The sequence below is a fragment of the Gordonia sp. SMJS1 genome (genome assembly GCF_029866425.1).
GTDB classification, from domain to species: domain Bacteria; phylum Actinomycetota; class Actinomycetes; order Mycobacteriales; family Mycobacteriaceae; genus Gordonia; species Gordonia hongkongensis.
The window spans coordinates 3,625,096-3,638,219 of the sequence record NZ_CP123381.1 but is presented as its reverse complement, the minus strand read 5'-3'; the positions used below and the strand labels follow the sequence as shown (position 1 = coordinate 3,638,219).

Sequence of the window (13,124 nt, the reverse complement as noted above, 5' to 3'; positions counted from 1 at the left end):
GAGAGTCGAAGAGGATGTGGTGAGGCCGATCGGTTCAGCAACAGCACATCGACATCGACCGCGCGGTGGGTCGGTGCGGCACCCGGGCACACGCGCCCGTGGGTCGGTGTCCGGTGAGGACGGATTCGTCGACGACGATCATGCGCCCGACTCTGCACGCGGATCGTCGCGGCGTCGAGGTTTGGCGGCACGCTGAACGAAACCCGGAGCGGCGTCTCGCGGTCGGCGATGTGATCCTCGTTACTCAAACCCGGATTCGGGCGCCTCTGGACGGGGGTCGATTTCGTCGCAGCGTCTCCCGGGGCGGATACTGTGGGGTGCGGTTCGACCAGCCCTCGGGCCGCACCGGCGCCGACGCCGGAGTGCCGTTCGACGCCGAACTGCGTTTCTCGTCGCGCCGACCCGGATCTTCCCTAGCGAAGGAGTGAGTGGTGACCTACATCATCGCGGAGCCTTGCGTCGACGTGTTGGACAAGGCTTGCGTGGAGGAGTGCCCCGTCGACTGCATCTACGAGGGTGGACGCATGCTCTACATCCAGCCGGATGAGTGCGTCGACTGTGGTGCGTGTGAGCCGGTGTGCCCGGTCGAGGCGATCTTCTACGAGGATGATGTTCCCGACGAATGGGAGCCCTACGTCAGCGCGAACGCCGACTTCTTCGACGACCTCGGCTCCCCGGGCGGCGCCAGCAAGGTCGGCAAGACCGAGGCCGATCCGGCGTTCATCAAGGGCCTCCCGCCGATGAACGAAGAGGACTGACCGCCTCCGCATGAGCAGTCCTGTCTCCCGTACGGCTGCGCCCCTGCGCGTCTCCTCGACCCGCGTCAGCGGGCGTCTGCCCGACTTCCCGTGGGACACGATCGCCGATGCGAAGGCGACGGCTCAGGCCCACGCCGACGGCATCGTCGACCTGTCGGTCGGGACGCCCGTCGACCCGGTGCCCGCACTCATCCGCGACGCACTCGCCGAGAACTCGGCGTTCCCGGGCTACCCGACGACGATCGGGACCCGCGAGTTGCGGGAGGCGGCCGCGGAGTCGCTGATCCGACGCCACGGGGTCACGTCGCTCGACGAGACGGGAATCCTGCCGGTCATCGGTACCAAGGAGGCGATCGCCGGCTTGGCCTCGACCTTCGGGCTCGGACCCGGCGACGACGTGGTCATCCCCGAGGTCGCCTACCCGACCTATGAGGTGAGCGCCCTGCTCGCCGGTGCGCGGGCGGTGCGGGCTGATTCGACCGTCGCGCTGGGACCGATGAACCCGGCGCTGATGTTCATCAACTCGCCGTCGAATCCGACCGGCAAGGTCCTCGGCCTCGATCATCTCCGCAAGGTCGTCGGATGGGCACGCGAGCGGGGGACCGTCGTCGTGTCCGACGAGTGTTATCTCGGTCTGAGTTGGGAGGGCGAGCCGCTGTCGATCCTCGACCCGAGGGTCTGCGACGGCGACCACACCGGACTGCTCGCGGTCCACTCACTGTCCAAGATCTCGAACCTGGCGTCGTATCGCGCCGGATTCTTCGCCGGCGACACCGAACTGATCGCCGAATTGCTCGCGGTCCGCAAGCACGCCGGACTCATCGTGCCGTTCCCCGTCCAGGGAGCGATGACCGCCGCACTGGCAGACGATGCACACGTCCATGAGCAGCGCGAGCGTTATGCCGCGCGTCGTCGGCTGCTGAAAGCGGCTGTCGAGGGTGCGGGCTTCCGGGTCGACCACTCCGAGGCGGGCCTGTATCTCTGGGCCACCCGGGACGAACCGTGCCGGGAGACCGTCGCCTGGCTCGCCGACCGCGGAATCCTCTGTGCTCCAGGCGATTTCTACGGTCCGGCGGGTGAGCGCCACGTTCGGATGGCGCTCACCGCCACCGATGAGCGGATCGGTGCGGCCGTCGCTCGTCTGACGGCCTGACACCGGCCCTGCTCAGCCGCGACCGCTCTTCTGTTGCAGGCGGTCGATCTCCTCGGACGCCTCGGCTTTCGTGAGGTCGGCCGAGAGGGTCTCGCCGGCCTCCCGTGCGAGGGTGTCGAGATAGCTCCGCTGCGCGCCGGTCATCGGCTCGTCGCCGGTCACCCAGTCGTCCGGGTCCTTCTCGGTGGAGTTTCCGGCGCCCGCGCCGAGGACGTCGTCGATATCGTTCGTCGAACGATTGTTCGATGTGCTCATGGGCCCACCATACGTCGGGATCACGAATCCGGCCAGTGAGCCCCGGTGTCAGTCGTTCTTGTGCAGCGCCTCGTTGAGGGCGATGCCGTCGCCCTTCCACGGCACGACCTCGACCGCGCCGGTCAGGCTGTTGCGACGGAACAGCAGGTTGGACTGGCCGGACAGGTCGCGCGCCTTGATCTGCGTGCCGTCGGGTCCGGTGACCTTGGTGCCGGCGGTGACATAGAGGCCGGCCTCGATGACGCAGTCGTCACCCAGCGGGATGCCGCAGCCGGAGTTCGCGCCGAGGAGGCAGCGCTTGCCCAGCGCGATGATCTCCTTGCCGCCGCCCGACAGGGTGCCCATCGTCGAGGCGCCGCCGCCGATGTCGGAGCCGTCGCCGACGACGACGCCCGCGGAGATGCGACCCTCCACCATCGACGACCCGAGGGTGCCGGCGTTGAAGTTGACGAAGCCCTCGTGCATCACGGTGGTGCCGGCCGCGAGGTGTGCACCGAGGCGGATGCGGTCGGCGTCGCCGATCCGTACGCCGCCCGGCACCACGTAGTCGACCATGCGCGGGAACTTGTCGATCGAGTAGACGGTGACCGGTCCGCGGGCGCGCAGCTTCGCCCGTACCGACTCGAAGTTGTCGACCGCACACGGGCCGTGATTGGTCCAGACCACGTTGGTGAGCATCCCGAAGATGCCCTCGAGGTTGGCGCCGTGCGGGGTGATGAGGCGATGCGACAGCAGATGGAGTCGGAGGTAGACGTCGTAGGCGTCGATGGGGGCGGCGGTGATGTCGGCGATCCCGGTGCGGACCGCGACGGTCTTGACCCCGCGGGCCTCGTCGACGCCCACCAGATCACGGAGGTGGGCCGGTGTCGACTCGGCGTCGAGGATCACGGTCTCCGCGGTCTCGACCCCGTCGAGTTCGGGTTCGGGGAACCAGACGTCGAGGACGACGCCGGGAGTCGAACCCCCGTCGATCACGGTCGCGATGCCAGTTGCGTGTGCGCCAGTAGATGTCACGTCAGGTGAGTCTAGGTGATCGCCACCGGCGCCCCCGCCCCGCCACCGGCGCCCCGGCGTCATCCATTCGGCCCAAAGACCTGGTCACGTGCTGTGCGCCGCTCGTAGGGTCGCCAGCATGACCGGTCATCCCCAGCCACCTGTACCGCCCCGGCGCCGCCGACGCCGCTGGCCGTGGGTGGTGGGCGGGCTCGGCGTCGTGCTCGCAGCGGCGCTGGCGGTCGGTGCCGTCGTCTTCCAGCCGTGGCTGATCTTCGTCGACACCGAGGTCGACGACGCGATCCCGGTCGCGGTCACCCCCGCGACGTCGGCGCCGGGGCAGCCGCCGCCCGCCGGGCCGGTGGTCATCTCGCGCGGCAGCCTGATCAGCCACGAGCACTCGACATCCGGAACGGTCTCGATCATCGAACAGCCCGACGGCTCACGCGTGCTGGCGATCGAGGACCTGGACACGACGACCGGGCCCGACGTCCACGTGTGGCTGTCGCAAGGGGACGTGGTCGAGGGGTTCGCCGGGTGGCGTACGGCCGCGGGCGTCCCGCACGTCGACCTCGGCATGATCAAGGGGAACAAGGGCAACCAGGTCTACGAGATCCCCGCCGACGTCGAGCTGGCCGACTATCCGTCGGTGTTCCTCTGGTGCGTGAAGTTCAGCGTCTCCTTCGGCGCCGCGGAGATGGGCTCACTACGGTGAGGGAGTGAGCACCGACCTCGACCTGACCGCCGACCCCGTCGAACTGACCGCCGCGCTCGTCGACATCGAGAGCGAGTCGCGCAACGAGTCGGCCATCGCCGACGCGGTCGAGGCCGCCCTGCGCGCGCAGACGAGCGGATTCGAGATCCTCCGCCATGGCAACCGTGTCCTCGCACGGACCGACCGGGGGCACGCCCAGCGCGTCATCCTCGCCGGGCACCTCGACACCGTGCCGGTCGCCGGCAACCTCCCACACCGCCGCGAGACGGATCCGGAGGAGGGCGACGTCCTGCATGGATGCGGCACCGTCGACATGAAATCCGGTGACGCGGTGTTCCTCCACCTCGCGGCGACCCTGCCGGAACCCGCCTCGGATCTCACGCTGATCTTCTACGACTGCGAGGAGATCGCGGCAGAGTTCAACGGCCTCAACGACATCGAACGCGAACTCCCCGAGTGGCTCGCCGGTGACGTGGCGATCCTCGGCGAGCCGACCGCGGGGCTCATCGAAGCCGGATGCCAGGGGACGCTGCGGGTTCGGTTGTCGACGACGGGAACCCGAGCGCACTCGGCCCGATCCTGGATGGGCGACAACGCCATTCACAAGCTCGGCGGTGTCCTGACCACGCTGGCGGGGTACGAGGCCCGTCGGGTCGACATCGACGGCTGCGAGTACCGCGAGGGCCTGTCGGCGGTCGCGGTCGGCGGCGGGGTGGCCGGCAACGTGATCCCCGACGCCGCGCATGTCGACGTCAATTTCCGCTTCGCGCCGGACCGTTCGATCGACCAGGCGCTGGACCACGTCCGCGAGGTGTTCGCCGCCGACCTGGCCGACGGCAGGATCGGGCTGGAGGTCACCGATTCCGCGGCCGGCGCCCTGCCCGGGCTGGGGCACCCGGCGGCCGCGGCGCTCGTGGCGGCCGCGGGCGGACGGTTCCGCGCGAAGTACGGCTGGACCGACGTGTCGCGGTTCTCGGCGCTGGGCATCCCCGCAGTGAACCTGGGCCCCGGCGATCCCAATCTCGCGCATCGCGTCGACGAACGGGTGCCGGTGGAGCAGATCCGCGCGGTGACCGACCTACTGCGCACCTACCTGTCCTGACCTCGCGAGACCGGCGGAGCCGGACGGCGCTGCTAGCGTGACCGCCATGTCGACCACGCCCGAGCCGGAACCCGTCGAAGACGGAACGAACCCCGACACCTGCTACGTCGGCCCGATCCGGATTCGGCGGGACCAGCGCGGCAAGACCACGGACCGCCGCCTGCTGGAATGGGTCGACCCGCGCGACGCCACGCGTCGTTCCGAACGAACCATGCGCGACTCCTGGCGGGTCCTGCGCATCCAGTCCGAATTCGTCGCCGGGTTCGATGCGATGAGCGAGGTCGCCGAGGCCGTGACCGTCTTCGGCTCGGCGCGACTGCATCCGGAGTCGCCGGAATACGCGCTCGGTGTCCGCGTGGGCCGAGCGCTGGGCGAGGCCGGGTACGCGGTCATCACCGGTGGCGGACCCGGTGCGATGGAAGCCGCCAACCAGGGCGCACATCAGGCCGGGGCGCAGTCCATCGGACTCAACATCGAGCTGCCCTTCGAACAGGGCCTCAACCCGTGGGTCGATCTCGGCATGAACTTCCGCTACTTCTTCGTGCGCAAGACGATGTTCGTGAAGTACGCGCAGGCGTTCGTCTGTCTCCCCGGCGGGATGGGCACCCTCGACGAACTCTTCGAGGCGCTGACCCTCGTGCAGACCAAGAAGGTGGTCCGGTTCCCGATCGTGCTGGTGGGCAGCGACTTCTGGGGCGGCCTCCTGGACTGGATGCGCGACGTCCTCGCCGCGCGTGGGATGATCTCGCCCGAGGATCTGGACCTGCTCACCGTCGTCGACGACCCCGACGACGTGGTCGCCGCGATCGAGGCCGCGACACCCTGAGGGTCGATATGACCTTCCCGGCCGACGATGGCACGATTGCCCGGTGAGTGCTGTCTGCGTCTATTGCGCCTCCGGTCCCGTCGACCAGCCCTACCTCGATCTCGCCGCCGAAGTGGGTCGGACGCTCGCCGAGCAGGGGCATGTGGTCGTCTCCGGTGGCGGGAACATCTCCATGATGGGAGCGCTGGTCAACGCCGCTCGCGAGGCCGGTGGCCACACGGTCGGCATCATCCCGCGCGCACTGATGAAGCACGAGGTCGCCGACCTCGGGTCGGGCGAACTCGTGGTCACCGAGACCATGCGCGAACGCAAACGCCTCATGGACGAGCGCGCCGACGGGTTCATCACCCTCCCCGGCGGGATCGGGACGCTCGAGGAGCTCTTCGAGACCTGGACCGGGGGCTACCTCGGGATGCACGACAAACCGGTCGTCCTGCTCGATCCTGTCGATTTCTACGCGCCGTTGCTCGACTGGCTGCGAGAGTTGTCGACAACCGGGTTCGTCGCCCGACGATCGCTCGACCGGCTGCTCATCACGCGGTCGGTCGCCGACGCGGTGGAGTTGGCGACGGCACGGAAAGGTCTTGCTACCGGCCGGTAAGGTAGCGCGTGAGTGCGCGGGGCACTCGAAACGCCAGCGGGAGAGCGGAGGGCAGATGTCCCAAGGGGTCGAGCAGCAGGACGGTCGGCAGCAGAGTGTGAAGAAGACCGTCGGTATCCCCGACATCCTTCGCGGCGTGGTGAAGATGGCGCCACATGCGACCGGGATGATCAAGCACGCGCCGGGACTCATCCGACGCCCACCGGAGGCCAAACGGACCATCGGTTCGGTCTTCCAGAAGCACGCGGCCGAGCACCCCGACCGGCCGTTCGTCCGGTTCGAGGGCCGCACGACCACCTACGGCGAGGCCAACCGCCGCGTGAATCGTTACGCCGCAGCACTTTCCGCCGACGGCGTCGGCAAGGGCGACGTGGTGGCGCTGCTCTCCAAGAACTGCACGACCGACCTGCTGCTGATGCTCGCCACCGTCAAACTCGGCGCGATCGCCGGGATGCTGAACTACAACCAGCGCGGCGAGGTGCTCGAGCACAGCGTCGGCCTCCTCGAGGCCAAGGTCCTCATCCACGATCCCGAGTGCGCGGAGGCCTTCGAGTCGATCCCGGAATCGGTCCTGCCCGAACACGTCTACGATTTCGCCGCGTTCGACGCCGCGGCCGAGGGACTCTCGGAAGCCGATCCCGAGGTCACCGAGCAGCTGCCCGCGTCGACCAAGGCGTTCTACATCTTCACCTCCGGCACCACGGGGATGCCGAAGGCCAGCGTGATGAGCCACAACCGGTGGCTGGCGAGCCTGTCCGGCATCGGCGGTCTCGCCGTTCGGTTACGCCACAGCGACACCATGTACGTGCCGCTGCCGCTCTACCACAACAACGCGTTGTCGGTGTCACTGTCCTCGGTCCTCGCCTCGGGTGCGTGCATCGCCATCGGACGCTCGTTCTCGGCGTCGAAGTTCTGGGACGACGTGATCCTCAACCGTGCGACGGCGTTCTGCTACATCGGCGAGCTCTGTCGCTACCTCCTCGCGCAGCCCGAGAAGCCCACGGATCGCCAGCATTCCGTGCACACCGTGGTCGGCAACGGTATGCGCCCGGACATCTGGGACGAGTTCCGCGAGCGTTTCGGGGTCGACCGCGTCGTCGAGTTCTACGGGGCCAGCGAACTGAACCTCGCATTCGTCAACGCGTTCAGCGTCGACAAGACCGCCGGCTTCTGCCCGCTCCCGTACAAGATCGTGGAATACGACGAGGAGGGGAACCCCAAACGCGGCGACGACGGTCGGCTCGTGAAGGTCGGCCGGGGCGGTACCGGCCTGCTGCTCGCCCAGATCAGTGACCGGGTGCCCGTCGACGGCTACACCGACTCCGAGGAGACCGAGAAGAAGATCATCCGCGACGCCTTCAAGGACGGTGACTCCTACTTCAACTCCGGTGACCTCGTCCGCGATCAGGGCTTCGCGCACATCGCCTTCGTCGACCGGCTCGGCGACACCTTCCGCTGGAAGGGCGAGAACGTCGCCACCACCCAGGTGGAGGGGGCGGTCGACTCCTATCAGGCCGTCGCGCAGTCGGTGGCGTACGGCGTCGAGGTCCCCGGCACCGACGGTCGCGCCGGGATGATCGCGATCAAGCTGCGCGAGGGCGCCGACCTCGACCCGGGCGCATTCGCCCGCCATCTCTACGACGCGCTGCCGTCGTACGCGGTGCCGCTGTTCGTGCGGATCGTCGACGATTTCGAGCAGACCTCGACCTTCAAGAACCGCAAGGTCGAGCTGCGCAAGGAGGGGTACACCGACGCCGAGGCCGAACGGCTCTACGTGTTGCTCGGCAAGGAGAAGGGCTACACCGAGTTCTACGACGATTACCCCGACGACGTCGCCGCCGCCAAGGTGCCCAAGGGGTGAGTTCCGGCCCGGAGACGTCGGCGTCGGACACGCTGTGCGGGCGGCGGGTGCCGACCGACCGCGCGTTGGTGATGGCGATCGTCAACCGCACCCCTGATTCGTTCTACGACCGAGGTGCGAGCTTCGACGACGCCGCCGCTCAGGCGCACGTCGACCGGGTCGTCGCCGAGGGCGCCGACATCATCGACGTCGGCGGGGTCAAGGCCGGACCCGGACGCGAGGTCGACGCCGCGACGGAGGCCGCCCGGGTCGTCGGCATGATCGCCTGGATCCGTGACCGGCATCCGGACGTGCTGATCAGCGTCGACACCTGGCGCAGCGAGGTCGCCGACCAGGCCTGCGCCGCCGGCGCGGATCTCATCAACGACACCTGGGCGGGATTCGACCCCGACGTCGTCGACGTCGCCGCCGAACGCGGGGCCGGGATCGTCTGCTCGCACACGGGTGGCGCGCGGGTGCGGACCCGGCCGCACCGCGTCGCATACGGGGACTCGGTCGACGCGGTGGTGGCCGACGTGATCCGGGAGGTGACCTCCGCGGCCGACCGGGCGCTCGCTGCCGGGGTGCGTCGAGACTCGATCGTTATCGATCCGACGCACGATTTCGGCAAGAACACTCACCACGGGCTGGCTCTGTTACGCGGTGTGAAAGATCTTGTTAACACAGGCTGGCCGGTCCTGATGGCGCTGAGCAACAAGGATTTCGTAGGGGAGACTCTGGGTACAGACCTAGCGCACCGATTGGAAGGGACTCTGGCCGCGACAAGTCTGGCCGCCGCCCAAGGCGCCCGGATCTTCCGCGTCCACGAAGTCGCTGCCACTCGTCGCGTGGTCGACATGGTCGCTGCCATCGCGGGAGCGAAACCACCCGCCCGAACAGTCAGGGGACTCGCATGACCAAGCAGCAGAAGCGACGTAAGCCCAGCACCGTCAGCCGGGACAAGGCCGCCATGTGGCCGACGGTCGCCCAGACCCCGGGGACCGAGCAGCGCTGGTCGGCAACCCACACCTGGGAGCAGCCGGACTGGACGATCGACGACCTCGTCGACGCGAAGAACGGCCGGACCATCTCGGTGGTGCTGCCCGCGCTGAACGAGGAAGAGACCGTCGCCGACGTCATCGCCACGATCATGCCGCTGTACGGCACCCTGGTCGACGAGATCATCGTGCTGGACTCCGGGTCCACCGATGCCACCGCCGAGCGCGCGCTCGCCGCCGGCGCGCAGGTGATCTCCCGCGAGGAGGCGGTACCCGAGCTGGACCCGGTCAAGGGCAAGGGTGAGGTGCTGTGGCGTTCGGTCGCCGTGGCGACCGGCGACATCATCGCATTCGTCGATTCCGACCTCATCGACCCGGACCCGATGTTCGTGCCCAAGATGCTCGGTCCGCTCCTGCTGAACCCCGAGATCCAGCTCGTGAAGGGCTACTACCGGCGCCCGCTGCGCACGGGCGGTACGCACGACGCGAACGGTGGCGGACGCGTGACCGAGCTCGTGGCACGCCCCCTCCTGGCATCCCAGAAGCCGGATCTCACCGCGGTCCTCCAGCCACTCGGCGGCGAGTACGCCGGCACCCGCGAGTTGCTCTCGTCGGTGCCGTTCGCGCCGGGCTACGGGGTCGAGATCGGCCTTCTCATCGACACCTATGACCGGTACGGCCTGGCCGGGATCGGTCAGGTCAACCTCGGGGTCCGAACCCATCGCAACCGCCCGCTGGTGGAATTGGGGGTCATGAGCCGCCAGATCGTCGGAACCCTGATGCGCCGCTGCGGCATCGAGGACTCGGGCGTCGGGCTCACCCAGTTCACCGCCGAACCCGACGGCTCCTTCACGCCGCACACCACCGAGGTCTATCTCGAGGATCGTCCGCCGATGAACACCGTGCGCGCCCTGACCCCCAAGGCCGAGGAGATGGCCTCCTAGGCGGCTCCGGACCTGATGGGCCGGACCTGATGAACCCGGCCCCGACCCGGCGACGCCGCCCGCCCTGACGCGGGTGGCCGTCGCCGGGTCGGTGCTGTGCCGGGCCGTCGTCCGGGCGCTTCTGCCAGGATGGAACGCATGCAGACGCTGCTGCTGTACCTGCTGATCATGGGACTCGTCGTCGCGATCGTGTTCGCTGTCGTCTGGTTCGTGTTCGGACGCGGAGAAGATCTGCCGCCGGTCGAGCCCGACACCACGCTCACCCGGTTGCCGTCGGTGGGCATCACCGGTGACGACGTGCGTGCGTTGCGCTTCGCCCAGACCCCGCGTGGTTACAAGCAGGCCGAAGTCGACTGGGCGCTGGCACGTCTCGCGCGTGAGGTCGACGACCTGCGGTCGGTGATCACGCGTCTGCGCGAACGGGAGTCGGTGCCCGGGGCGGAAGCGGGCGCGGCTCCGGACGATCCCGCCGCTGGTATCACCGGGAACGGCGGCGTGGACGCCGGGCGGTCCGGCCCGCCGAGCACCCCCCAGTAGGGGCTGTACGTCGAGACCGCGCGGCGCGCGTGTCGCGCACTGACAATCGTGTGCGACCCGGGCACGTATCATGTTCGGAGCAGGGACCTTGAAGGGAGCTTGAGAATGGCGGCAATGAAGCCACGTACTGGGGACGGCCCCTCGAAGCGGCCAAAGAAGGGCGTGGAATCGTTGTCCGGATTCCGATCGAAGGTGGAGGTCGACTGGTCGTCGAGCTGACCGCCGACGAAGCAGCCGCGCTGGGCGAGGAACTCCGCGGGGTAACCGGCTGAACATGCCCCACGAGGGTAGTTCCCATGAGGCCCGGGCGGACCCACCGACCCCGCACCGGGCGCATGGCCTCACTTCGGTACTCGAGATCCTGCGCTGCCCGGTGTGTACCGGGCGCCTGTCGGCCGACGGCGCGTCGCTGCGCTGTCCGCAGGCGCATTCTTTCGACCTCGCCCGTCAGGGCTATGTCTCACTGCTCGACGGCCGGTCCGGCGCGCTGCGCGCCGACACCGCAGCCATGGTGGCCGCCCGAGCCCGCGTGCACGACTCCGGTTTCCTGCTCCCCGTGGTCGATTTCGTCGCCGGCCGCGCGGCCGAGGTCACGGGTGGACACGACCGGCCGGTGATCCTCGACGCGGGGGCCGGTGGCGGACACTATCTTCGCACCGCGGTCGAGGCGAGTGGGGTGCCCGGCGGTGACGGACGGTCCTCGGCCGCCGGAATCGGCCTGGACCTCTCGAAGTACTGCGCGCGGGCCATGGCGCGGGGACCCCGACCCCTCGCTGCCGTCGTCGCCGACGTCTGGCGCGGCCTGCCCGTCGTCGATGACGCTGTCGCGGTGGTGCTCTCGGTGTTCGCGCCGCGCAACGCGAGCGAGTTCGCCCGCGTACTGGCCCCTGATGGCGCACTGATCATCGTGAGTCCGGGGCCCGACCACCTCGGCGAACTCATCGAGCCGATGGCGATGCTGCGTGTCGACGAGGCCAAATCCGAGCGCCTCCGTGCCTCGCTCGACGCGGGCTTCGAATTGGTCGACGAGTCACCTGTCCGGTACTCCGCAGACGTCGACGCGCAGACCGTGGGGGATCTGGTCGCCATGGGCCCGTCGGCATTTCACTCCGACGAGGCCGACATCCGCTCGCGGGCCGCGGCCTTCGCCGGGGACGGTCGGGTGCCGGTCACGGTGTCGGTCGTGGTGACCACGTGTCGGCCCGTCCGCGGACGCTCACCCGCTCAACGCCGTACGGACTCGTAGACACCCAGCGTCTGTTCGGCGATCGACGCCCAGGAGAACTCGGCTTCGGCGCGTTCGCGGCCGGCCACCCCCATCGCCGACGCCGCCGCCGCATCCGAGGCCACCGCGTTCACCGTGTCGGCGAGATCGTGTTCGAAGGTCGCCGGATCGACGGGGTCGTACCGCACGAGGCGGCCGGTGACGTTGTCGCGCACCACCTCGGGAATGCCGCCGACCGCCGAGGCCACCACCGCGGTACCGCAGGCCATCGCCTCGAGGTTGACGATGCCCAGCGGTTCGTACACCGATGGGCACACGAAGACCGTTGCCGCGGTCAGGATCTCGCGGATGCGGGGGAGTGGGAGCATCTCGCGCACCCAGTGGACGCCGGGACGCGAGGCGGAGAGTTCGCCCACCGCGCTCTCGATCTCGGCGCCGATCTCCGGCGTGTCGGGGGCACCAGCACAGAGGACGAGCTGGATGTCCGGATCGAACCGGTGCGCCGCGGCCACCAGATGTGCGACGCCCTTCTGCCGGGTGATCCGGCCGACGAACGCCGCGATCGGGCGATCCGGGTCGAGCCCGAGTGCGGTCGGCGTCGAGTCGGGTCCGAACGGATCGTCGACCGGGAACCATTGAGATGTGTCGATCCCGTTGCGCACCACATGGACACGCTCAGGGTCCAGACGCGGGTAGGTGTCACAGATCTCGGTGCGCATCCCCGAGCTCACCGCGATCACCGCGTCGGCGTACTCCACCGCGTTGCGTTCCACCCAGCTCGACACCCGGTACCCGCCGCCGAGTTGCTCGGCCTTCCACGGGCGCGACGGTTCGAGCGAGTGGGCGGTCAGCACGTGCGGCACGTCGTAGAGCTGTCCCGCCAGGTGCCCGGCAAGGCCGGTGTACCAGGTGTGGGAGTGCACGACATCGGCACCGGACGCACCCACCACCATCCGCAGATCGGCCGACAGCGTCGTGATCGCCGCATTCGCCCCGGCCAACCCCGGGTCGGGGGTGTACACCGAGGCAGTCTCCCGCTCGGCGCCCATGCAGTGCACGTCGACGGTGATGAGATCGCGCAGATACCGGACCAATTCGGTGACGTGGACCCCGGCGCCACCGTAGACCTCAGGTGGATATTCCCGTGTCATCATCGCCACCCGCATGATCTCGACGC

14 protein-coding genes and 1 pseudogene are annotated in these 13,124 nt (G+C 68.9%); 12 read left to right on the top strand and 3 right to left on the bottom strand.

What is annotated here, in order from left to right:
• The first annotated feature begins 428 nt into the window (after positions 1-428).
• Positions 429-758: a ferredoxin gene (fdxA, locus tag QAD21_RS16645; RefSeq protein WP_058252527.1), complete on the top strand. Its 330-nt coding sequence runs from the start codon at positions 429-431 to the stop codon at positions 756-758.
• Between the two features lie 10 nt (positions 759-768).
• Entirely contained in the window at positions 769-1,911 is a 1,143-nt protein-coding gene (gene dapC / locus QAD21_RS16640; protein WP_068972058.1) for a succinyldiaminopimelate transaminase, read from the top strand.
• A 12-nt stretch (positions 1,912-1,923) separates the two neighbouring features.
• Here dapC and QAD21_RS16635 read toward each other — a convergent pair whose 3' ends face one another.
• Together QAD21_RS16635 and dapD are read right to left on the bottom strand one after the other, a co-directional pair.
• A complete protein-coding gene (locus tag QAD21_RS16635; RefSeq protein ID WP_058252529.1) occupies positions 1,924-2,166 on the bottom strand; it encodes a DUF3072 domain-containing protein in 243 nt (80 codons plus the stop codon).
• A 48-nt stretch (positions 2,167-2,214) separates the two neighbouring features.
• The gene (gene dapD, locus QAD21_RS16630; protein ID WP_083229463.1) at positions 2,215-3,180 is read right to left on the bottom strand and encodes a 2,3,4,5-tetrahydropyridine-2,6-dicarboxylate N-succinyltransferase; all 966 of its coding nucleotides are present in this window, start codon (positions 3,178-3,180) and stop codon (positions 2,215-2,217) included.
• Between the two features lie 178 nt (positions 3,181-3,358).
• Here dapD and QAD21_RS16625 point away from each other — a divergent pair, with 178 nt between their 5' ends.
• The 10 genes and pseudogenes from QAD21_RS16625 (at position 3,359) to QAD21_RS16580 (ending at position 11,968) form a co-directional block, all read left to right on the top strand.
• Positions 3,359-3,874 carry a DM13 domain-containing protein gene (locus QAD21_RS16625; RefSeq protein WP_068972060.1) on the top strand — a complete coding sequence of 172 codons (516 nt, stop codon included), beginning with the start codon at positions 3,359-3,361 and terminating at the stop codon, positions 3,872-3,874.
• A gap of 4 nt (positions 3,875-3,878) precedes the next feature.
• Entirely contained in the window at positions 3,879-4,976 is a 1,098-nt protein-coding gene (gene dapE, locus QAD21_RS16620) for a succinyl-diaminopimelate desuccinylase (protein WP_068972061.1), read from the top strand.
• A 46-nt stretch (positions 4,977-5,022) separates the two neighbouring features.
• Positions 5,023-5,802 (top strand): TIGR00730 family Rossman fold protein, encoded by a 780-nt coding sequence (locus tag QAD21_RS16615; protein ID WP_058252572.1) that lies wholly within the window; start codon positions 5,023-5,025, stop codon positions 5,800-5,802.
• A 43-nt stretch (positions 5,803-5,845) separates the two neighbouring features.
• The gene (locus tag QAD21_RS16610; protein ID WP_055475893.1) at positions 5,846-6,403 is read left to right on the top strand and encodes a TIGR00730 family Rossman fold protein; all 558 of its coding nucleotides are present in this window, start codon (positions 5,846-5,848) and stop codon (positions 6,401-6,403) included.
• Positions 6,404-6,458: 55 nt separating this feature from the next.
• Positions 6,459-8,264, top strand: a complete 1,806-nt coding sequence (locus tag QAD21_RS16605) for a long-chain-acyl-CoA synthetase (RefSeq protein ID WP_055475894.1) — start codon at positions 6,459-6,461, stop codon at positions 8,262-8,264.
• Between the two features lie 71 nt (positions 8,265-8,335).
• The gene (folP, locus tag QAD21_RS16600) at positions 8,336-9,160 is read left to right on the top strand and encodes a dihydropteroate synthase (protein ID WP_091344402.1); all 825 of its coding nucleotides are present in this window, start codon (positions 8,336-8,338) and stop codon (positions 9,158-9,160) included.
• On the top strand, positions 9,157-10,185 hold the full coding sequence (locus tag QAD21_RS16595) for a glucosyl-3-phosphoglycerate synthase (protein ID WP_055475896.1): 1,029 nt from the start codon (positions 9,157-9,159) through the stop codon (positions 10,183-10,185). Before folP ends, QAD21_RS16595 begins: the two co-directional genes overlap by 4 nt.
• A 138-nt stretch (positions 10,186-10,323) precedes the next feature.
• On the top strand, positions 10,324-10,722 hold the full coding sequence (locus QAD21_RS16590) for a DivIVA domain-containing protein (protein ID WP_055475940.1): 399 nt from the start codon (positions 10,324-10,326) through the stop codon (positions 10,720-10,722).
• A 105-nt stretch (positions 10,723-10,827) separates the two neighbouring features.
• Positions 10,828-10,994, top strand: a pseudogene (locus QAD21_RS16585) (DUF3117 domain-containing protein).
• A 2-nt stretch (positions 10,995-10,996) separates the two neighbouring features.
• Positions 10,997-11,968 carry a putative RNA methyltransferase gene (locus QAD21_RS16580; RefSeq protein ID WP_083229464.1) on the top strand — a complete coding sequence of 324 codons (972 nt, stop codon included), beginning with the start codon at positions 10,997-10,999 and terminating at the stop codon, positions 11,966-11,968.
• Here the strand turns inward: QAD21_RS16580 and glgA are convergent.
• On the bottom strand, positions 11,947-13,113 hold the full coding sequence (glgA, locus tag QAD21_RS16575) for a glycogen synthase (protein WP_197282777.1): 1,167 nt from the start codon (positions 13,111-13,113) through the stop codon (positions 11,947-11,949). The two genes, QAD21_RS16580 and glgA, sit on opposite strands and share 22 nt — an antisense overlap.
• Between the last annotated feature and the right edge of the window lie 11 nt (positions 13,114-13,124).